Origin of the sequence: Secundilactobacillus kimchicus JCM 15530, assembly GCF_001433995.1 — a bacterium.
In the GTDB taxonomy this organism is placed as follows: Bacteria; Bacillota; Bacilli; order Lactobacillales; family Lactobacillaceae; genus Secundilactobacillus; species Secundilactobacillus kimchicus.
Genome location: NZ_AZCX01000001.1, coordinates 179,828 through 201,234, shown reverse-complemented (window position 1 = coordinate 201,234; position 21,407 = coordinate 179,828). Strand labels below are relative to the sequence as shown.

The 21,407-nt window shown below is 47.5% G+C and carries 20 protein-coding genes; 2 read left to right on the top strand and 18 right to left on the bottom strand.

Features of this window, described 5'->3' with window-relative positions; translation table 11 throughout:
* Nucleotides 1-55: 55 nt before the first annotated feature.
* The 4 genes from plsX to FC96_RS01055 all read right to left on the bottom strand — a co-directional run bounded on the left by plsX (nt 56) and on the right by FC96_RS01055 (nt 5,311).
* Complete coding sequence (gene plsX / locus FC96_RS01070; RefSeq protein WP_054660506.1) at nt 56-1,096, bottom strand: phosphate acyltransferase PlsX; 1,041 nt, start codon at nt 1,094-1,096, stop codon at nt 56-58.
* 17 nt (nt 1,097-1,113) lie between these two features.
* A complete protein-coding gene (recG, locus tag FC96_RS01065) occupies nt 1,114-3,144 on the bottom strand; it encodes an ATP-dependent DNA helicase RecG (RefSeq protein WP_056941681.1) in 2,031 nt (676 codons plus the stop codon).
* A gap of 81 nt (nt 3,145-3,225) precedes the next feature.
* Complete coding sequence (locus tag FC96_RS01060; protein WP_056941883.1) at nt 3,226-4,923, bottom strand: DAK2 domain-containing protein; 1,698 nt, start codon at nt 4,921-4,923, stop codon at nt 3,226-3,228.
* Between the two features lie 25 nt (nt 4,924-4,948).
* The gene (locus tag FC96_RS01055) at nt 4,949-5,311 is read right to left on the bottom strand and encodes an Asp23/Gls24 family envelope stress response protein (protein ID WP_054660504.1); all 363 of its coding nucleotides are present in this window, start codon (nt 5,309-5,311) and stop codon (nt 4,949-4,951) included.
* Between the two features lie 210 nt (nt 5,312-5,521).
* Between FC96_RS01055 and rpmB the strand changes: the two genes are divergently transcribed.
* Nucleotides 5,522-5,707, top strand: a complete 186-nt coding sequence (rpmB, locus tag FC96_RS01050) for a 50S ribosomal protein L28 (RefSeq protein WP_054660502.1) — start codon at nt 5,522-5,524, stop codon at nt 5,705-5,707.
* Between the two features lie 121 nt (nt 5,708-5,828).
* Here rpmB and FC96_RS01045 read toward each other — a convergent pair whose 3' ends face one another.
* The 11 genes from FC96_RS01045 to gmk all read right to left on the bottom strand — a co-directional run bounded on the left by FC96_RS01045 (nt 5,829) and on the right by gmk (nt 17,743).
* Nucleotides 5,829-6,476 (bottom strand): thiamine diphosphokinase, encoded by a 648-nt coding sequence (locus FC96_RS01045; protein ID WP_054660500.1) that lies wholly within the window; start codon nt 6,474-6,476, stop codon nt 5,829-5,831.
* The gene (gene rpe, locus FC96_RS01040) at nt 6,477-7,127 is read right to left on the bottom strand and encodes a ribulose-phosphate 3-epimerase (protein WP_054660498.1); all 651 of its coding nucleotides are present in this window, start codon (nt 7,125-7,127) and stop codon (nt 6,477-6,479) included.
* 10 nt (nt 7,128-7,137) lie between these two features.
* A complete protein-coding gene (gene rsgA / locus FC96_RS01035) occupies nt 7,138-8,016 on the bottom strand; it encodes a ribosome small subunit-dependent GTPase A (RefSeq protein WP_056941882.1) in 879 nt (292 codons plus the stop codon).
* 74 nt (nt 8,017-8,090) lie between these two features.
* Nucleotides 8,091-10,070, bottom strand: coding sequence for a Stk1 family PASTA domain-containing Ser/Thr kinase (pknB, locus tag FC96_RS01030; RefSeq protein ID WP_056941680.1), 1,980 nt, complete (start codon nt 10,068-10,070; stop codon nt 8,091-8,093).
* On the bottom strand, nt 10,067-10,813 hold the full coding sequence (locus FC96_RS01025; protein WP_056941679.1) for a Stp1/IreP family PP2C-type Ser/Thr phosphatase: 747 nt from the start codon (nt 10,811-10,813) through the stop codon (nt 10,067-10,069). Before FC96_RS01025 ends, pknB begins: the two co-directional genes overlap by 4 nt.
* 15 nt (nt 10,814-10,828) lie before the next feature.
* Complete coding sequence (gene rsmB / locus FC96_RS01020) at nt 10,829-12,175, bottom strand: 16S rRNA (cytosine(967)-C(5))-methyltransferase RsmB (RefSeq protein WP_056941678.1); 1,347 nt, start codon at nt 12,173-12,175, stop codon at nt 10,829-10,831.
* Entirely contained in the window at nt 12,172-13,119 is a 948-nt protein-coding gene (fmt, locus tag FC96_RS01015) for a methionyl-tRNA formyltransferase (RefSeq protein WP_056941677.1), read from the bottom strand. Before fmt ends, rsmB begins: the two co-directional genes overlap by 4 nt.
* Nucleotides 13,120-13,144: 25 nt before the next feature.
* Nucleotides 13,145-15,556 (bottom strand): primosomal protein N', encoded by a 2,412-nt coding sequence (gene priA / locus FC96_RS01010; protein WP_056941676.1) that lies wholly within the window; start codon nt 15,554-15,556, stop codon nt 13,145-13,147.
* Nucleotide 15,557: 1 nt separating this feature from the next.
* On the bottom strand, nt 15,558-16,775 hold the full coding sequence (gene coaBC / locus FC96_RS01005) for a bifunctional phosphopantothenoylcysteine decarboxylase/phosphopantothenate--cysteine ligase CoaBC (RefSeq protein ID WP_056941675.1): 1,218 nt from the start codon (nt 16,773-16,775) through the stop codon (nt 15,558-15,560).
* 136 nt (nt 16,776-16,911) lie between these two features.
* Entirely contained in the window at nt 16,912-17,124 is a 213-nt protein-coding gene (rpoZ, locus tag FC96_RS01000; RefSeq protein WP_056941674.1) for a DNA-directed RNA polymerase subunit omega, read from the bottom strand.
* A 1-nt stretch (nt 17,125) separates the two neighbouring features.
* Nucleotides 17,126-17,743, bottom strand: a complete 618-nt coding sequence (gene gmk, locus FC96_RS00995) for a guanylate kinase (RefSeq protein WP_056941673.1) — start codon at nt 17,741-17,743, stop codon at nt 17,126-17,128.
* Nucleotides 17,744-17,920: 177 nt separating this feature from the next.
* Between gmk and FC96_RS00990 the strand changes: the two genes are divergently transcribed.
* Complete coding sequence (locus FC96_RS00990) at nt 17,921-18,214, top strand: hypothetical protein (RefSeq protein ID WP_056941672.1); 294 nt, start codon at nt 17,921-17,923, stop codon at nt 18,212-18,214.
* Nucleotides 18,215-18,276: 62 nt separating this feature from the next.
* Here the strand turns inward: FC96_RS00990 and recN are convergent, their stop codons facing one another.
* From recN to FC96_RS00975, 3 genes are all read right to left on the bottom strand, one after another.
* Nucleotides 18,277-19,977: a DNA repair protein RecN gene (gene recN / locus FC96_RS00985; protein WP_056941671.1), complete on the bottom strand. Its 1,701-nt coding sequence runs from the start codon at nt 19,975-19,977 to the stop codon at nt 18,277-18,279.
* A gap of 79 nt (nt 19,978-20,056) precedes the next feature.
* Nucleotides 20,057-20,509, bottom strand: coding sequence for an arginine repressor (locus tag FC96_RS00980; RefSeq protein ID WP_056941670.1), 453 nt, complete (start codon nt 20,507-20,509; stop codon nt 20,057-20,059).
* A gap of 80 nt (nt 20,510-20,589) precedes the next feature.
* Nucleotides 20,590-21,405 carry a TlyA family RNA methyltransferase gene (locus FC96_RS00975; RefSeq protein WP_056941669.1) on the bottom strand — a complete coding sequence of 272 codons (816 nt, stop codon included), beginning with the start codon at nt 21,403-21,405 and terminating at the stop codon, nt 20,590-20,592.
* Nucleotides 21,406-21,407 lie beyond the last annotated feature (2 nt).

Sequence of the window (21,407 nt, the reverse complement as noted above, 5' to 3'; positions counted from 1 at the left end):
TAATTCAGACCTAAGTTTATCACAATCACCATGCAAACACAGCATTTTTCAGTGATTACTTCTGACTCATTGATTCTTTAGCTTGTGCCATCTCGTCGGCATGGGCATCAAAATAATCGACCACGTGTGGCACAACTTGCTGGTCTATCATCGTTTTAATTTGACCAATGGTATTAGCAATCGTAACCGCTTTAGATGATCCATGCGTCTTAACAACCGGCGCCTTAACACCCAGTAATACAGCGCCACCGTATTTTGAGTAGTCCATTTTATTTTGAACGGTTTTAAAGGCGCCTTTAAGCATTAAAGCGCCCATCTTGTTGGATAAGCCGCCCGTCATAATACTATCCTTCAGCAGTTTAAGCATTGAAAGTGCCGTGCCCTCGGTATTTTTCAAAACCGCGTTACCAGTGAAACCATCCGTAATGACGACGTCAGCCACCCCATTAAGGAGCTCACGGGATTCGACGTTGCCAATGAAGTTTAAATCTGAGGCTTGGGCTAGCGCATCGTGGGCGGCGCGATGAACCATGTCTCCCTTATCATCCTCAGTCCCGTTGTTTAGCAGTCCAATTCGCGGATTTTGAAGACCCATCACATTTTGCGCATAGTAGTTCCCCATAACTGCGTACTGATACAAATTAAACGGCTTCGTGTCCGCATTTGCACCAACGTCCAACATTAAGAATTGGTCTTGGTCCCCAGGCACCACCACCGGCAAAGTAGTGGTTAATCCGGGACGTTCGATCCCCTTAATTCGGCCGATAATTAGCAAACCAGCCGCCAGGACAGCGCCAGTATTCCCAGCTGAGAAAAAGGCGTCTGCGCGGCCCTCTTTTACCGCTGTTGCAGCTAATACAATACTGGACTGTTTCTTTCGTCGAAGGGCACGGACGGGTTCATCGCCCATTTCAATGACCTCAGGAGCGTCAACAACGGTGATTCGCTCTGAATTTTGAATCAGGGGCTGCACCTTGTCCGTTTGGCCGTATAAGTCAAACGTCACGTCAGCATAACGGTCACGGGCTTGTTCGATTCCCTTAACGACCTCTTGTGGGGCGTAATCGCCGCCCATAGCATCAACTGCAATTTTCACTTTGTTAACTTCCCTTCTTAATCAAACATATACTCGTGATCTGACTGCGCATTTAGATAGTGCACAAGAACCTGATTGGTTGGCTGGGTCTGCCAATCGGCATCATCGGTCAGCTTTTTAGCCTCTTGCTGGGCCACGCTGAGCATGGTTAAATCAGCAACCGGATCGCCAACTTTAAAATCAGGTACCCCAGACTGCTTCTTACCCAAAACATCACCCGCACCACGTAACTCAAGATCCTTTTGCGACAGGACAAACCCATCGTTAGTCTGAGTCATGACTTCCATTCGCTGGACGCCATACTCGTTTTTCGGATCAGCAATTAGAATGCAGTAGGCTTGTTGATCAGACCGACCGACGCGACCCCGTAATTGATGAAGCTGGGCTAACCCAAAGTGATCCGCATCGTAAATCATCATCACGGTAGCATCTTTCACATCCACACCAACTTCAATAACGGTGGTCGCCACAAGCACCTGAAAATCTTTGGCCTTAAACGCCGTCATCACAGCTTCTTTTTCATCATTTCGCATGCGGCCATGGAGCAGCCCCACTTGGTATGTCGGCGAAAATAACGTTGAAAATCGTTCATAAATCGCCTGGGCGTTCCGCATATCCACCGCTTCTGATTCTTCAATCAGGGGCGTGACAACATAGGATTGATGACCCGCGGCCAGCTGGGCCTTGACGAACTGAACAGCCGAGTCGATTTGAGCGTCTTTAATCCACCGCGTTGTGACCGGTTTTCGACCCGCAGGAAGTTCATCGATAACGGATACATCCATTTCACCATAGCTAGTAATCGCTAAGGTTCGCGGAATTGGTGTTGCCGTCATCGCCAAAACATCTGCATTCATTCCCTTTTCGCGTAACGCTTGCCGTTGACCAACTCCAAATCGGTGTTGTTCATCAATGACCACCAGACCTAATTGATGGTAGTTGACCGTGTCTTGAATCAGGGCGTGAGTTCCGACAATCAGGTTAATTTCACCGTTTTCAATCCGTGGTAAAATTTCTCGCCGGGCTGCCGCCTTAGTCGAACCGGTCAGTAGCGCAATATTAACTGGGAATCCGTCAAAAATTGCCTGCAGGTTATTAGCATGTTGTTCGGCCAGAATTTCGGTTGGCGCCATCAGGGCGGCCTGAAAACCGCCCGTAATCGCTGCGTACATTACCAATGCGGCCACAACAGTCTTGCCACTCCCAACATCTCCTTGAAGTAACCGATTCATGTGAATGGGTCGTTTCAAATCAAGACAAATCTCGTTGACAACCCGTTTTTGAGCACCGGTTAATTCGTAGGGAAGCGTCGAAATGAGTCGTTTCAGCTGTTCATTGTCGTAATTAATCGCAATGCCTTGCTGCGTTTGATCGCGGTGCTTTAATGCCTGCAACCGAATCTGAAATAGAAAAAACTCTTCAAATTTTGCGCTCCGTCGAGCCTGAGAGGCCGCATCACTGTCAGCAGGAAAATGCATGTCGTGAATCATTTGCCGGCGGTCCATTAAATGATAGTGGGCGACAATAGCGGGCGGAATGATTGCCTCAATTGCCGTTTGATACTGTTCCCAAGCGGCGACGATCAACTGGCGGATCGTCGTCTGACGAATGTTAGCGTTAGCCGGATAAATTGGCGCCATTGGATCATCCGGATTGGTCCCAATGATTTTCATGCCGTTTAACGCCATTCGTTTGGCGTCAAACCGACCATAAACCATCAATGGTGCGTCAGCAGCCACGGATTTTTGAAGCCAAGGTTGGTTAAAAAACGTCACTGGAACGATATCTTGACCAATCAATAACCGAAAATTAAGCCGAGATTTCCGGCGGCCAAAGTGGGTCAAAGTCGGCGGGGCAGCGACAATCCCTTTTAGCGTCACTTGCTCTTGATCGGTTAGTTCGTTGAGCGGTTTAACGCTGAGATCTTCGTAGCGGAAGGGGTAGTACGTCAGCAGTGACTCGATGGTATCGATCCCGAGCGCCGCTAGGGCCGCCAGCCGCTTAGGACCAACTCCTGGCAACGTTGCAACTGAATCCGTTAACTTCACGTCATTCCCCTTCTTTCCCCTAAATTTACAAAACAAAGTGCCGGCCACTGATTGAGTAACCGCCACTTTTTAACGCTGCTTTTATTCGACAGAAATAATGAATGGGTAAACCGGTTGGTCACCCTCATGAATTTCAATTTCAAGCTCATCGTCCATATCCGAAACTGCACTTTGTATTTTTTCTGCGACTGCTTCGGTGGTGTCTTCGCCATAAATGATGGTCACAATTTCGCTATCGTCGTCTAGCATCTTATTGGTCATCTGAATGGCGGCTTCTTCAAGATCGGCGGTCACGACGGCAATTTTACCATCGATAATGCCCATGAAGTCGCCCTCCTTAATGTCGAAACCGTCAACGGTCGTATCGCGAACAGCGTGGGTCACTTCCCCACTCTTAACAGTACTCAAATTTTCCTCCATGGCGCTTTGATTATCCGCCAAGGAATTTTCAGCTTCATAGCCCAACAGTGCGGTCATCCCCTGTGAGATTGAGCGACTGTGAACGATAACGGTCGGAACCCCCACCACTTTTTGAGCTTGTTCAGCCGCTAAGAAGATGTTGGAATTGTTCGGTAACACAATCGCTTGTTTGGCACCACTTGCTTGAATAGCATCAACGATATCTTGGGTACTTGGATTCATCGTCTGTCCCCCACTAATAACCGTGGTAGCCCCGAGGCTTTCAAACAACGTTTTGATGCCATCGCCGGCCGCAATCGTGATGATTGCCGTTTCGGGAGTTTCAGTTGAACCTTGAAGTGGGGTAGCTTCTGCTGATTCTTCTTGTTGGTCTTCCTTCATGATGGTTTCTTGCTGAAGCCGCATGTTGTCAACCTTAACCTTAGCTAGATCACCAAATTCTTGACCCCAGGCCATCACTTTACCAGGGTGTTCAGTATGCACGTGCACCTTAACAATTTCATCATCGTTCACAACGAGTAATGAATCCCCAAGACCGGCCAGGTAATTGTAAAATTTATCATAGTCAAATTTTTGGTCAACTTGCTTACCCTTACCAAGCCGAAGCATGATTTCAGTGCAGTACCCGTAAACAATATCATTCGGGTCTAATTTCCCTTGAACACTACGGTGGTGCTCAGCATCGACCATTTCGTCCATTTCCGTCGGGTTAGGTTGGTGCTTTTTGTCAAACTTAATTTCCTTGCCATTCAGCACATCGTCAAAGGCCTGGAGAACGAACGTTAACCCCTGCCCACCAGAATCAACGACGCCTACTTGCTTCAAAACTGGCAATAAGTCTGGTGTCGTTGCTAGTGCCGCGTCAGCAGCCTTGTAGGTAGCGTCCATGACTTCAACAATATCATCCGAGCTAGCCGCAGTATCACGAGCGGCTTTTGCTGCCTCGCGGACAACGGTTAAAACGGTTCCTTCAGTTGGCTTCATCACAGCCTTATAAGCTGTTTCAGCGCCCGCTGCAAACGCTGCGGCTAAATCCTTAGCTGACAGCGTCGTCTTGCCGTTAACGCTCTTTGAAAAACCCCGAAAGATTTGTGACAAAATAACCCCAGAGTTCCCGCGGGCGCCCATTAATAACCCCTTCGCCAGGGCACCAGCCAAATCACCGACCGCTGTACTAGCCGATTCGTTAACGTACTTTAGCCCGCTATCGAGCGATAAACTCATGTTAGTACCAGTATCACCGTCAGGAACGGGGAACACGTTTAACGAATTAACGAACTCAGCGTTTTGATCGAGGAACGTTGAAGCGGCCTCAACCATTTTTACGAACTCGCGGTTCGAAATTTCTTTCATTTGCAACAAATTGATCCTCCCATTCCCTCTACTAATCACCCAAAACTTGAACACCCTGAACGGTAACATTTACCGAATTTGCAGTGATGCCCAACATGGACTCAAGATTATATTTCACTTTTGATTGTACCGTTTTAGAAACTTCCGAAATTTTGGTGCCATAGCTCACAATAATGTTGACGTCAACGGCGACCCCGTTTTCTTCCTGGCGCACAACGACGCCCCGTGCGTAGTTTTCACGGTTCAAAATATCGTTTAAGTTGTCTCTGATTTGATTTCTACTTGCCATCCCAACAACCCCGTAGTTGTCAGTTGCAGCACCACCAACAACGGTTGCGATCACATCGTTATCAATGTCAATCATCCCGTGCTGAGTTTTAATTTTAACGGCCATCTAAGAAAGCCTCCTTGCATGCTAGTCTTAACGCTCATATAGTTTACCACAAGCGCCGCCAAATTTAAATTATAGCAAACTTGTCAAGAAGTGCAATCACTGTCAAGTAAAAATACTTGAAAGAAAGTATTGCTTTTCCCGCAACCGTATGCTAAATTATTCTAGTGAGTTAAAAAACGAAAAAGATCAGTCTTAAAGGAGGATCTCCCAATGGCAAAGGATTTTATTAACGGCAAACGGACCCACTTTGGCAACCAACGTTCTCACGCCTTGAACTCATCAAAGCGTTCATGGAAGCCAAACTTGCAAAAAGTCCGTATCCTTGTAGACGGTAAGCCTAAGAAGGTTTGGGTTTCAGCCCGGACTTTGAAGTCAGGCAAAGTTACCCGTGTTTAATTACTGCATATGAGAGTCAGGCAGCCGCCTGGCTTTTTTTGTTCCCTAAACCCGGCTTTACATTTAAAGGGAGGTGAACTTGGAAATCCAAGTCCACCTCCCTTTTTGATTGGTTTAACGTCTAGTCTTTGCTCTGAATCACTGCCAAGAGCCCCGATGTGAAACTAAAATGGCCACTTGACCCCATAAACTCATTACTAGCATAGGAAATCGGATACGGCACCATTTCATGATCTAACTGGTATTTTTCGTCCGGTAAGGTTAAATTGGCAACCGCTTCAAGTGGCACGAATGCCAAATACTTTTTGTCGGGTTCTTTTTGAATCTCATGGTTTCCTGGCAAGTAGAAGGTCACCGTATTTTGCCGATCGATAAATCGAATCTGATGGGCGTGTTGGCGATACCGCGGTTTTAAAACCAACCACAAGTTTGCCAACAAATGGTCGAGACGTCCGCCCGTTGCACCATAAATGTTCAACTGAGTGGCATGATAGTCGCGAAATGCGACGGTAACCGCAAGTTCCGTGTCAGTCTCGTCCTTTTCAGGGACAGCTGCTCGAATGTCACCAACGTGTGCTCTGACCCGCTCATACTCGGACTGACTAAGTGAATCAAAGTCTCCGATAGCAACAACGGGATCAATGCCAAGATCTAATAACCGCAACGTCCCACGGTCACCGCCAATCCATTGGCCGGTAACCGTCCCAGCTTTTAATGTGTCTGGCCACTCGCTAGTTGGGCCGCCAACCAATAAATTGAAAACTGTCATTTATTTCGTCGCATCCTTTAAGGTTTGGACCATTGCTGCAGGATCGGCCGCATCAAAGACGTAAGAGCCGGCAACGGCAACCGTTGCACCAGCTGCTGCACAATCTTTAATGGTATTATCCTTCACCCCGCCGTCAACTTCAATATCGAAATCGTATCCTTCGGTTTGCTTTAATTGGTCCAACTGGGTAATCTTCTTTAATGTTTCGGGCAAGAATTTTTGACCGCCAAAGCCAGGGTTAACCGTCATTACTAAGACTTGATCAACCATGTATAACACAGGTTTGATGGCTTCAACAGGAGTTCCAGGGTTAATGACGACTTCAGCCTTGGCCCCCGCGTTTTTAATCAATTGCAAGGCCCGGTGAATGTGTTGGGTTGCTTCAACGTGAACCCCAACAATATCGGCCCCGGCTGCCACAAAGGTTTCGACGTAACGCTCTGGATTTTCAACCATTAAGTGAACATCAAGTGTCATTTTAGTGATCGGCCGAATTGCTTTCACCCAACCTGGACCGTAGGAGATTGCTGGAACAAACGAACCGTCCATTACATCGATGTGGAGGAACTCTGCTCCAGCTGCATCGACAACTTCAATGTCCTTTTGTAAATTAACGTAATCTGCGCTCAAAATAGATGGTGCAATTTTCATGAAAAAGGCCTCATTTCTTATAATTTGGTTTTTGATTTTTGATACCTTGGTAAAGAAGTAAATAATTATCGTACCGGCTTTGCATAATCGTGCCATCCGCGACGCCAGCCTTAACCGCGCAGCCAGGTTCATTAACGTGGACACAGCCCCGAAAACGGCAATGAACTGACGCTGCCGCGAACTCAGGGAAATAACTCCCCAGAGCCTTAGCATCAACGTTAAATGCCTCGTAGGACGAAAATCCTGGTGTGTCAGCAACGAGTCCATCGGCAATGGCTAAAAGACTCACTCGTCGTGTCGTGTGCTTCCCGCGGTTGAGGGCACTGGAGATTTCCCCCGTGGCCAAATTTAGCTCTGGCGCCAGGTGGTTCAGCAGTGTCGACTTCCCCGCCCCAGTCTGGCCCATAAAAACACTAATTTTCTCTGCCAATTGCTGACGAATCAGCGTCAAACTGGCGTCGTCAAAAGCGCGATCTGGTAAAACTGTCACGTAGCCAATTTTTCGATAGTTCGCCGCCAGTGTTTCAAATTCCTGGTGGCGTTCGATTGGTAACAAGTCGGTTTTAGTAAAGTAGATAACTGGCTGAATGCCCGCAATTTCCAGTGCCAATAATTGGCGATCCAATAAATTTGCTGAAAATTCGGGTGACACGACAGCACTTGCCACAATCGCCTGATCAACATTTGCTACTGGTGGTCGCACTAGCGCGTTACGACGCGGCAGAACAGCTAACAGGTACCCCTCTTTAAATTCAACTCGATCGCCAACAAGGGGCGTAATCTTCCGACTTCGAAAATTACCACGGGCCCGGGTCCGGTATTCGTTTCCTGCGTCGTCGACAACATCGTAGAAACCACTCAGTGATTGTCTAATTTGGCCTTCTGCCAAGTGCTCATCCCTTTCCATATTAAAAAACCAGTCCCCTTCATTATAAAAGAACTGGTTTTAAATTGCAGTAACTATTAATGTGAATTTTTAGTGACGTGATTGTCAGACATAATAACCTGACCATCACGTAAAATACGGTAGCCACCACTCTTCCCTGCAGCAACCGAAAATGGCAGTGTCACGGTCGCATTTTGGGCGATCGTGAGCTGTTTGTACACGGTCGTGTAGTCGTGGTCCTTATCACGGATATAAATCTGAATGGTATTCGTCAATGTGTCACTGGACGAGCTACTTGAATCAGACTCGCTATCGCTTTCAGAACTACTTTCACTAGATTTTGAAGAGAATGGAATTTCAACTGACACATTAAACTGATCAAGCGTCATTTGTTGTTTTCCTCGTGAGAGCGTAACGGTGATACTAGTGCCTTCTTTAACGATGCTCCCAGCTGCTGGTGACTGATCAATCACCGTGTCTTTATCCTCATCAGAATACTGGTAATTAAAGGAAACATTCAAGGACTGCTCACTTGCATAGGCTTGCACATCTGATTTTGTGCGGCCAACCAGATCAGCCAATTCAACTGACTTTTGACCCGCTGAAACAGTAAAGGTAATCGTGGTCTTCTTGGGCTCAACCTTACTCCCAGATTCAAGACTTTGACTCATCACAGTTCCAGTTGGAACGTCGCTTGAGGATTGATTTTGTTTTTTAACTGTCACGCCCTGGGCCCGCAACTCGGCTGCGGCTTTCGTATAAGACTGGCCGACATAGTTATCAAGGGTCAACATTTTTGGTCCACTGCTCACAAAAATATCAATGCTAGCGTCTTCTTTAACCGATTCGTCAGCTTCAGGATTCGTTTTGATGACCCGATTTTTCTTCACAGAAGAACTATTTTGCCGTTGAATCTCGCCAACCTTCAAATTAGCGCCCTTAATTGACTGCTGAGCACTCGAAAGGTTCATGCCTGACACGTCAGGTACACTGACTGATTGCCGACTCCCAAGCCATAATGCGATCCCTAAAAACACCAGCAGTACTCCTAGGGCACCAATCACCCATTTTAACCACCATCGTTTTGGCCGTTTTTTCTTCTTATTTCCGGACTTGTCAGCGGGCTCAGAAACCGTTTCTGCTTGGGACTCTGGGGCCATCAGGGCGGCCTTATCCAATACCTTGGTCTCACCATCGTCTTCGGCGTCTGGCGAATATCGCGGTTCACTGGCACGACGCGGAGAAAGCGACGTTTCAAGGTCCTCTGCCATCTCTTGAACCGTGCCATACCGATTTTCCGGTCGTTTTGTAGTGGCTTTCAATACCACGTTTTCTAAGGCCTGTGGGATCCGTGGATCAAATTCACGGACCGAGGGTACCTCGGATTGAAAGTGCTTAATCGCAATCGAGACAGCCGTTTCACCCTTAAATGGCACAGTGCCAGTCAATAATTCATATAAAATAATCCCAAGCGAATAAATATCTGACCGTTTCGTGGCCATACCACCACGCGCTTGTTCTGGTGATAGATAGTGAACGGACCCTAAAACGGTATTGGTTTGCGTCAACGTATGTTCAGACAGCGCTACCGCAATCCCAAAATCGGTAATTTTAGCATTTCCGTGTTGGTCGATTAAAATATTTTGGGGTTTCAAGTCCCGATGAATAATATTATGCTCATGGGCCACTTCAACGGCGGATAGAACCTGTTCCATGATATTGATAACTTCTTGATACGGAATTGGAAAATGTTGCTTGATATAGGCTTTTAGGTCCATCCCCTCAACATATTCCATCACGAGGTACTGCATGCCATTTTCTTCCCCAACATCGTACACGCTCACAATATTGGGGTGAACCAGCTCAGTTGCAGCCAGTGCTTCACGCTGAAACCGTTTAACCGTCTGTGGATCATCCCGCAAGTCCAAGCGAAGCAGCTTAACGGATACGTCCCGGTCTAAAATCAGGTCGCGAGCTAGATAAACGTTGGCCATACCGCCTTCACCAAGTGACCGAATAATGCGATACCGCCCGTTTAACGTGTAGTTTGGTTTCATCGGTCGCTCACCTCCGGCTCATGATCAATAATGATGACCGAAATATTGTCAAGGCCGCCAGCGGCATTGGCCATTTGTATGAGTTCATCACACTTAGTTGCCAACGGCAATGGCCGTTGTAACACCTGCATGATGTCAGAATCACTCACCATATTGGTCAAGCCATCTGAGCACAGCAACAGCTGATCGCCCGCGGTAAGTTCTTGGTAGCGCAGATCGATTTGAACACTGGTGCCGACACCTAACGATCGGGTAATCACATTTTTTTGGGGATGCACTTTAGCTGCTTGCTTAGACAGTTCGCCCCGTTTCACTAACTCGTTGACCAACGAATGGTCCTCAGTTAACTGGCTAAAATCTGCTTTACGTAGGAGGTAGGCCCGACTGTCCCCAATGTTACCAATTAATAGTTCGGTTTCAAAAACCATGGCAATCACCACGGTTGTCCCCATACCCTTTAAATCCGCAAATTCTTGTGCCTGTTTATAAATCAAGTCATTTTCAGTGTTAACCTGCGCTTTAAGCCAAGCAGAAGCGGCGTCAAAATGGGTAAAATCAGTAACCTCAAAATCGTGACCAAAATGAGAAACCGCCATATCAGAAGCGACGTCGCCGCCCTGATTACCGCCAATTCCGTCAGCGATGATGGCGAGGGTGACGCCAGCTCGATTTGTGAAAACGCCGACGTTATCTTGGTTATCCGAGCGTCGCTTTCCGATTGCTGTTTGATATGCAACTTGCATGCTTTTGGTCCCCCATTACTTAACCCGTTTAAACTGGCTAATAAAAAAGCCATCTGAACCATAGTCATCCGGGTAAATTTCTAAATAGTCTGCTGCGCGATCCTGTTTTAGTCCTTGAGCCGTCGTCACACGGACCGACTGAAAGTCAGGGTGCTGATCCAAGAAAGCCGCAACGACATCCCGGTTTTCCTGATTCAAAATCGTACAGGTACTGTAAGTGATTATACCGTTAATTTTAACTTTTTTGGCAACCGCATTGAGAATATCTAATTGCACTTGGGCTAAACGCTGGCTATCCGCTAGTTGCTTTCCATACCGAATCTCTGGTTTTCGGCGAATGAGGCCAATTCCTGAACACGGTGCATCGACTAAAACGGCCTCAAAAGTGGCATCCTCAAACTGTTCATCAACTTTGCGAGCGTCAAGCGCTACCGGAGTAACCCGGGAACTGACCCCCAACCGCTCAGCATTTTTTTGAATAAGACGAATCTTGTGAGCGTGAATATCAAGGGCCACAACGGTGCCACCTTTTTGCGCATCAATTCGTTCTGCCAGCTGCCCCGTTTTGCCGCCAGGCGCCGCACAAGCGTCTAACACCATGGCACTCGGGTCAAATTCCATGGCCTGGGCTGGCAACATGGCGCTTTCGTCTTGAATCGTGACGGCTCCAGATTTGAACAATTTTGAATGGCTCGCGGGCCGCCCGCTTAAAACAAAGGCATGGTCGGCAACCAGACTTGGCTTCACCTCATACCCTTCGGCAACTAGAGCCACCCGAGCGTCATCATCGGTTATCTTGGCAGTATTGACCCGAATAGATTGGTTCGCCGGTCGGTTAATTGTGGCTAAAATCGCATTGGTTTTAGTTTCTCCAAGCTGCTGGTTCAGGGTCTGAATGAGCCATTCTGGCATAGAATACGTGATTGCCAACCGTTCAACTGGTGATTTAAGTTGACTCGCATCTGGTAGCCCGTTACGATCCATCGTATGCAAAACACCTGTCACAAATCGGCGAATTCCTTCATGCCCCCGTTGCTTCGCAATTTTAATGGTTTCATCAAAAATGGCCCGCTTAGGTACCCGCTCCAAATATTGCCATTGGTACACGGCAGTTTTTAAAAGAACGAACACCCAATCAGCTACTTTCTTGGGATTTTTAATAAACGGTTTCAGCCAGAAATCCAGCGTCATGTCGTGTTGAATCACCCCATAAACAATGGTTGTCAATAGATTCACGTCGTTTGAGTTGAGGTGCGCTTCCGTAATCAAATGATTCAATTGGAGGTTCGAATAGGCCCCGCCTTTCACTTTAACAAGCGCCGTTACAGCAAGTGATCGGGGGTTATTATCTGGCTTTTTCATAGATCAACCACCTGTTCACCAACTTCGAAGGGTAAGTCCGACCCGTTTAAATAGTCGGTAATACTAAGTTGGGGCTTTCCCGCTGGTTGAAGCTTCTTTAAGGCCACAACACCGCCATCACCGGTCGCAATGGCAAGTTCGTGCTTTTCTTTTCGAACGACTTGCCCCGGGCCCAGCGCGGTCGTTTCAGGTAAAACTGCAACCTCCCAAAGTTTGGTACGGACACCGCCCAAGACAATGAATGACGTTGGAAACGGCCGCAAACCGCGGACCTTGGCGTCTACGAGCGTCGCCGACTGGGTGAAATCAACCTGCTCTTCTTCCGGTTTAATGGTGGGCGAAAATGTCACAGCCGATTCATCCTGAGCAACCGGTTTAATCTCACCCGTGAGCATTTTGGGAATCGTTTCCAAGAGCAAGTCGCGCCCGACTATACTGAGTTTATCAAACATCGTCCCCACATCATCAGTCGGTTCGATTGGAATAGCCTGTTGGGAAATAATATCACCAGCATCCATCTTCTTAACCATGTAGATGATGGAAACGCCGGTTTCGGCGTCATGGTTCATCACTGCGTAGTGAACGGGTGCCCCACCCCGGTATTTGGGTAATAATGAGGCGTGAACGTTGATGGCCGCAACTTTAACGGCATTTAATAACTTAGTCGGTAAAAACTGGCCAAAAGCAGCGGTCACAATAAAATCAGGTGCAAGGTCGATGACCCGTTGCATCTCATCGCTACCACTAATTTTCGCCGGCTGCAAAACTGGAACCTGGTGGGCTACGGCGACTTTTTTAACCGGCGATGCGGTCAAAACGTGCTTGCGGCCTACTGGTCGATCTGGCTGTGTCACCACGACTTTGATATCATAACCTGCTTTGAATAAACTCTCCAAAATGGGGGCTGAAAACGCTGGTGTTCCCATGAATACAATTGATGTCATAAATTGGTAGCCTCCTAAAATAAAATCACATAAAACTCATCGGATTTCGGTCGATGGCAATTTGTAAACCCATCCGCCCAGTTGACTGATATTCAGTCAGAATTTCAAATAGCGCTTGATCCAGCGCTGGTTCTTGTTTGTATTTAATAACTAATTGGTAATAGTACCGGTTGTTAACTCGAGCCACCGCACCAGGAGTTGGCCCCAGCATAATGGCAGCTGGACTCAACGTCTTTTTGATTTGCCGGACGATTTTAATCATCGCTTCAGCGGCCTGCCGTTCGTCTCCCGAACTTGCTGTCAGTTTAACGGAATAGTAGTACGGCGGATAATGCCCGCGATGTCGCATCTGCATTTCTGTCAGGAAGAATCGTTCGTAGTTTTGATCCTTAGCAAGCTGAATCGCATAGTGATCTGGATTATAAGTCTGAATAAAAACTTGACCTGGCTTATCAGCTCGACCAGCCCGGCCGCTGACTTGCGTTAGCAGGTCAAACGTTCGCTCACTCGCCCGAAAATCCGGTAACCCCAACCCCGTATCCGCGTTCAGCACCCCCACCAAGGTGACGTTGGGAAAGTCTAATCCCTTCGCAATCATTTGAGTGCCCAGTAAAATATCGGCCTCTTGACGACCAAACTTATTGAGTAATCGCTCATGCGCGCCCTTTCGGCGGGTCGTATCGACATCCATCCGAATGACTTGAGCGTCAGGTAGAACCTCCTTCAACTCGGTTTCAACTTTTTGGGTACCCGTTCCATAGTATCGAATCTTACGACTATGACACTGAGGACAAACGTTAGGGATTGGTTCCTCATGCCCACAGTAGTGGCATTTCATCGTTTTGGTATCCATGTGGAGGGTCAGTGATATATCGCAATTTGGACATTTCAGCACAAAGCCGCAGTCCCGGCACATCACAAAAGACGAATAACCACGGCGATTTAGCATTAAAATACTTTGCTCGCCCTTTGCCATGCGTTGCTTAAGCGCACTAAGAAGCGCCGTCGAAAAATTACTTTCAGCATGGTTTTGAAGTTCCTGCGTCATATCAACGACCGTGACTTTCGGAAGTGCTGAAGCGTTGATTCGGTGGGGCAATAATAACTGCTGATAGACACCCTTTTGTGCTCTGGCTCGACTTTCAAGTGACGGGGTTGCACTACCAAGCACGACGGGACAGTGATGGTAGCGCCCCCGCCAAATCGCGATGTCGCGCGCGTGGTAACGTGGATTATCCTCTTGTTTATACGTTGCCTCATGCTCTTCATCAATAATGATAATGCCAATATTTTCAAGTGGTGCGAAAATAGCGGATCTAGCCCCGACAACAACGGTTGCTTCTCCGCGTTCAATTCGACGCCATTCATCGTATCGTTCGCCAGCGGATAACCCGCTATGCAACACGGCAACACGTTGCCCAAAGCGTCCTCGAACCCGACCCACAATTTGGGGGGTTAGCGAAATTTCAGGCACCAGCATTAACGCGGATTGTCCGTTTTGAAGTGCATTATCAATCGCCTGTAAGTAAACTTCGGTTTTCCCACTCCCAGTTACTCCTTCAAGTAAATAGGTGGCCGCTTTGTGGTCATTCGTAGCGGTTTTAAGCGCTGAAACTGCCGTTTGTTGAGCCTCATTTAAGGTAAGTGCCCGGGTTGGTGTCACTGCTGTCGCAAGGGGGTCGCGGTAAACTTCGACCGCTTTTTTGACGAGCCACCCATTTTTTTCAGCAGTCTTGATAATGGTTGAACTCACTGCTAACGCTTTTTCGAGCTCACGTTGGGCAATCGGCTCTGGATGAGTGATGAAATAATCGAGCAGCACCGCCTGCTTTTTGGCCGTTGATCGTAATGTTGCTTTGGCGGCCTGCAGTTTATCGGCGGCCATGGCAGGTTCAATCATCGTGATCGTTTTAACGTTCCCACGATCTCGAACGGCATACGACACCGTCACCTTTCCGCCACTCGCCAATTTGAGGAGTGATTTCAACTGTTCTTCCGGTAACTTGCTATCGTCTAAGAGCAACCGGTCCGCATGACCAAAAAGTTTCTTTCGAATCGATTCCTCTAGTGTATCAGTGGGCATTACCCACTTTTCATAAGTCGCTTTTAATGCGTTCGGCAACATCGTTAAAAGACAGGTAATTTTGAAAGCGTAAGTTGTCACCGCCATATGATCGGCCAATGCCAGTAATTCTTGGTTTAAGACCGGTTGGAGGTCCATCACCGTATCAATGGCTTTTAGGGGGCGAGAAAAGTCGGTCTGTTCGGCAAGCTGCCAAACGAATCCTTGAACTTTGCGAGAACCATTGCCAAACGGAACAACGACTCGCATCCCAGGACGGACGGACCCCGTCAGCGCCGGCGGAATTGAGTATGAATATGGCGTGTTGGTCTGCATAGTGGGCACATCAACAATAATTTCCGCAATTTGCGTCATTTTAACCCTCTTTTTTTGTCAGTAACTCGACAACCTTTTCGCCAATCAAGTCAGCGATTGCCGTTTTAGCCATGAGTGGCGTTTTAACGGGTGGTTGATTTGGTTGCAAGAACGTCACTTGATTTGTGTCGCCGTTAAATCCAACGCCTGGTTGCGAAACGTCGTTAGCGATCAATAAGTCTAGTTGCTTACTTTGTAATTTCTTATTCGCGTTCTCCAGTAAATCATTCGTTTCAGCCGCAAACCCGACGGTCACTTGGTTAGCTTGTTTAACCGTGGCAACCGCTTTTAAGATATCCGCCGTTTTGACCAGCTCAAGCACCATATGATCATTATCGGTTGTTTTCTTAATCTTGTGATCAGCAACCTTAGCCGGCTTAAAATCAGCGACGGCGGCGGCCATTACTAACCCATCAGCCGATTTAAATGTCTGAACAACCTGATCGCGAAGTTCCTCAGTCGTTGTGACAGAAATAACGCTAACGTGGTTCGGTGCTTCAAGTCTTGTCGGTCCAGAAATCAATGTGACCTCTGCCCCCAGTTGCTGAAGGCTCGCCGCCACAGCGTAGCCCATTTTACCAGAGGAACGATTGCCGATGAATCGAACCGGGTCAATTGCCTCCCGGGTACCGCCAGCCGTCACTACGACCTTTTTCCCCGCTAACGGCTGGTCGCCGCCATCAATCACTTGACTAACGGCCGTCACGATTGTTTCTGGTTCCGCCATGCGTCCCTGTCCCGAGTAACCTTCCGCTAGAAACCCTCGTTCAGGATCCACGAAATGGACGCCGTCCGTTCTCAAGGTTCGAATGTTACGCTGGACTGCCGGGCTCATCAGCATATGTTCATTCATGGCCGGAGCTAAAAGAATTGGGGCTGTTGTCGCCATAAGCGTCAAGCTGGCCATATCATCAGCCAATCCATTCGCCAGTTGGCCAATCAACTGAGCCGTCGCTGGCGCAATAATCGCCAAATCAGTCCAGTCCGCGAGTTCAACGTGATCCACAACAGCCGGGTCTGCCCCTTCGAATGGATCAGTCATGACTTTATTTTTAGAAAGAACTTGAAAACTGAGTGGCGTGACAAAGGCCTGAGCTGCCCGTGTCATAACGACCCGCACAACTGCTCCTGCCTTGACCAGTAACCGCGTCAGTGTTAATGCCTTATATCCCGCAATACTGCCAGTCACATACAGAGTCACATGTTTTCCATTTAACATCGGTCTGCCTCCACTAATTGCTTTGTTTCGCTTCGTCTATTGTACCAAGAAAACGCCTGTTCGGGTACTCAAATAGTCGCCCAAACAAAAACAAGCATCCTGACTGAAAGACGGTCAAAATGCTTGGCTTAATCGCTTAGTTTAAATCTTCATGATCTGGATCGATGGTGACCTTCCCAGCGGCAATCTCTTCAAGAGCTTGACCAATGGTTTTCGGAGATTCATACGTGTCCAATAACGGCGTTGCCCCAGCATCCAATTCATGGGCCCGTTTGCTAGCCAGCATAATCAAGGAATAACGTGAATCCACTTGTTCAAGTAATTTATCTACAGATGGGTATAATAACATTTCACTCTACATCTCCAATCATTTGTTCGTAGTCCGGCATGACCCGGGTTACGCGTAACCGTTCAGAACGAATAATCGTCCGAATACCGTTGACGGCATTTTCAACTTCATCGTTAACGACAGCATAATCGTAGTTGCGCATCATCTTGATTTCTGAAACCGCCTGCTTTATCCGGGCGTTGATAACCTCAATTTCTTCAGTTCCCCGATTGATTAACCGGTGTTTAAGTTCCATCAGATCTGGAGGTGTCAGAAAAACAAAGACTGCATCAGGACAATTAGCTCGGACCTGCATGGCCCCGTTAACTTCGATTTCTAAAAAAACGTCCTTGCCAGAATCTAGCGTTTCATTCACATACTTTAGTGGCGTGCCATAGTAGTTGTCAACGTACTTGGCGTATTCGAGCATCTCACCGTCTCGAATATTAGCTTCAAATTGTTCCTTAGAGACGAAGAAATAATCAACACCGTCGCGCTCACCATCGCGTGGTTTGCGGGTGGTCATGGAAATAGAATATTGAAAATCCGTATCACCTGCATCAAACAGTGCTTTTCGGACGGTACCTTTGCCAACGCCAGACGGCCCAGACAAAACAATTAGCATGCCTCTTTTGGTCATGAATCGAGATCCCCTTATTTAGTAGTATCTAACATTATCGCACGAACTGCAAGGTGTTGACAAGGGGTTATCCAAACAACCTATTCAACTCCCCAAAATTTGTTAATTAGGGGGTTGCAATCACAAACGTTTGTTCGTATAATGAATCATGCAAACAAATGTTCGAGGTGACGAATTATGACAAATCAAATCACAGCTTTAAAAAAACTATCTTCTCAGATCAACGACCGCTACCGTCAATTACTCGATATTACTGGCCCTGAAAGAATGCCGATTAGTCAACTACACTACTTTATCGATCAAGCCATGTCACGCCACTACCTAGTGGAAGTCGCCCTCCTCGGAACCGAGGCTACAATGGTCGGCTACCTTGACAATGGCCCTCAAAACACCCTTTTAATTAAGCGTCCGGGTCAGGCCGTGACTGGCTTTATTCACTTCAGCCAAATCCAATTTCTTAAACGCGTTTAACTTCCCATATTCCGACTAGTTGAAAGGCGGACAGGCCCGTGAGCCTGTCCGCCTTTTTTGTGCTATGATTCTGCCTTTTCAGCCGTGGCCATTTCCAGTAATTCCTTCGCATGATCTAACGTCAGTTCAGTGATGGTCGTTCCCGCTAGCATCCGAGCTAATTCTTCAATTCGAGCCTGTTCAGTTAGCTTGGTGATATGAGTCTCAGTCCGTTTACCGATAATTTTCTTAGCGATAAAGTAGTGGTGATCGCTCATTGCAGCGACTTGTGGTAAATGGGTAATGCACAGCACTTGCGAATCGTTTGCAATCCCACTGATCTTTTCAGCGATAGCTTGGGCCACTCGACCAGAGACCCCAGTGTCCACTTCGTCAAAAATGATGGAAGTGACCCCTTGCGACTTAGAAAAAATCGTTTTTAGTGCCAACATCAACCGGGAGAGCTCCCCGCCAGAGGCAATCTTAGCTAAGGGTTGCATCGCTTCGCCCGGGTTCGGTTGAATATAAAACTCAACATCGTCTAGTCCACTGGACAGAAACCGACCACTCTCGACAGGCGAAAAATGAACTTTGAAAACAGTCTTTTCCATATATAAATCTGCCAGCTCTTTTTGAACGGCCACTTCAAGCTTACGAGCTACCGTTTGCCGCTTTTCGCGCAAGGCGATACCTAGCGCTTCAAGTTCAGTGGCTTGTTCAGCTAACTTAGCGTCTAGGTCGCCCTCGTCAATTTCAGCAGCTTCCATGTCCGCCAACTCGACCTTAATTTTTGCGAAATAGCTTAGAACCTGACTCTCAGAGTCACCGTACTTGCGCTCTAACTGTTTAATGACCTCCAGCCGTTGTTCAATCTCATCGAGCTTATTTTCGTCAAATTCTAAAAGATCAACTTGTTTGGATAACTCACCGGACGCATCTTGAAGCGCGTAGAAAGCCGTCTGCAGCGAGTCGTATAAGGCCTGAAAATCGGCGTCAAGTTCGGCGATTCCGGCCAAGGCATTCATCGCTTGGCCACTTAGATCGACCGCACCGGACAGTTCATCACTGCCTTCTAAAGCAGTGAATCCCTCCTGAAGGGCAACATTGATTTTCTGAAAATTGGTGAGCCGATCACGTTGCGTCCTCAACTGATCTTCCTCACCCGCACTTAAGTTTGCCGTCTCAATTTCCTTAACCTGAAATCGCAACATATCTAGCCGCTGCGCCCATTCCTTTTGATGGGTATTGCGGTTGACGGTTGCTTCATGCAACTTTTGGTAGTTCGCATAGGCTTTCCGATACCGTTGCAACAACGTCTTCAGATCATGCCCACCAAATTCATCGAGTAGCGGCAAGTGGCGATCGGGTTGCATCAATTCCTGGTGTTCATTTTGACCATGAATATCCACGATTGTCTCACCGATCTGCTTGAGTGTGGTCGTGTTGACTAACATCCCGTTAACGCGGCACACATTGCGGCCGGTCCGGTATAGTTCCCGCTGCAAAATCACGGTTCCATCATCATGGTCAATTCCTAAATCGTCAAGCATTTGGGTGGTTTTACCAGCCTTCGGAAGTTCGAAAGAACCCTGTAAGACCGCCTTATCCGCACCCGTCCTAATAAAATGGGCCGAACCGCGTCCCCCAGCTAACAGTCCAACGGCATCAATGATGATCGACTTTCCGGCGCCAGTTTCCCCGGTCAGAACCGTCATGCCGTCTTCAAAGGTTACATCTAACGCGGCGATGATAGCAAAGTTTTTAATTGATAATTCCTGTAGCAAAATGGCACCTCCTGATGCTTGTTACCAACGAACAAGCCAAAAACGAGCTAGATCTTACCACTCGTAAAATCCAACCCGTTTAGCTTAGTAAATCTTCAATCTCATCTTTAAGTGCTAACGCTCCGGCATCGTTTTTACAAATCGTTAAAACGGTATTATCGTCACCGATTGCGCCAAAAACGAAATCATATTTCATCTGATCAATCAACGAGGCGACGGCCGGACCATTCCCAGGCAACACCTTCAAAAAGGTATCCTTACCCTGGACACTGAAGGAGACATAGGCGTCTTGCAGCGTTCGTTTTAACTTCTTTTTAGCGTCTAACTTCTTTTGAACTGGCAAATTGTAGCGGTACCCACCTGATATCGAGGGCACTTTCACGAGTTGCATTTCTTTAATATCCCGAGAGATGGTCGCTTGAGTAACATGGATCCCTTGTTCTTCCAAGAGTCTGACAAAGTCTTCCTGGCGCTCCACGTCTTGCGTATTTAATAATCGACGAATCAATCGCTGACGATCTTGTTTTTTCACGTTCCCATCTCCCTTTTATCCATCTTACTTGATTATTATAATAACGCTTTCGCGTAAGATTTAAAAGTGGATTAATGGTTTTATGCAGTTAGTATTCGGTGAGCTGCCGCCACAACCTCGTGAACTTGAATTTCACCAGATATTTCAGGCCGCTCATCCGTCTTTTTCAAATGAACGAGAAACTCAATATTGCCCTCACCACCAGTGATGGGTGAAAAGTCAAGATGTTCCGCTGAAAAGCCACTATCTACGGCCATGGCCAAGACTTTATTAATAACTGCCTCGTGGACTTTGGCGTCCCGTACGATGCCATGCTTGCCGACGTTTTCGCGGCCCGCTTCAAACTGCGGTTTAATTAGTGCCACGACCTCCCCGTTAGGAACTAGAATGGCGTGAAGCGGTGGTAAAATCAGCCCTAGGGAAATGAATGAGACGTCAATGGAAGCAAAACTTGGTAATCCCTCTGTAAAATCAGCAGGCTTACTGTACCGAAAATTAGTGTGTTCCATCACCACAACGCGGTCATCATTTCGCAACGACCAAACCAATTGGTTGCTACCCACGTCCAGTGCATAAGATCGCTTGGCCCCGTTTTGCAACATGACATCGGTAAAACCACCCGTTGAGGAACCAATATCCAATACAATCCGATCGGTAACCTCAATGTTAAATACGGAAAGTGCCTTGGCTAACTTGAGCCCTCCACGGCTCACGTAAGGCAAGGGTTTCCCCTTTATATGCAGGTCGGTATCAACCGGAATCTTGACCCCAGGCTTATCGAGCCGCTCTTCATTGTTCCCCAAAACTTCGCCGGCCATGACCGCCCGCTTGGCTTTTTCCCGGGTCTCAAATAATCCTTGGTTCACTAATAATACGTCGACGCGCTGTTTTTCCATTC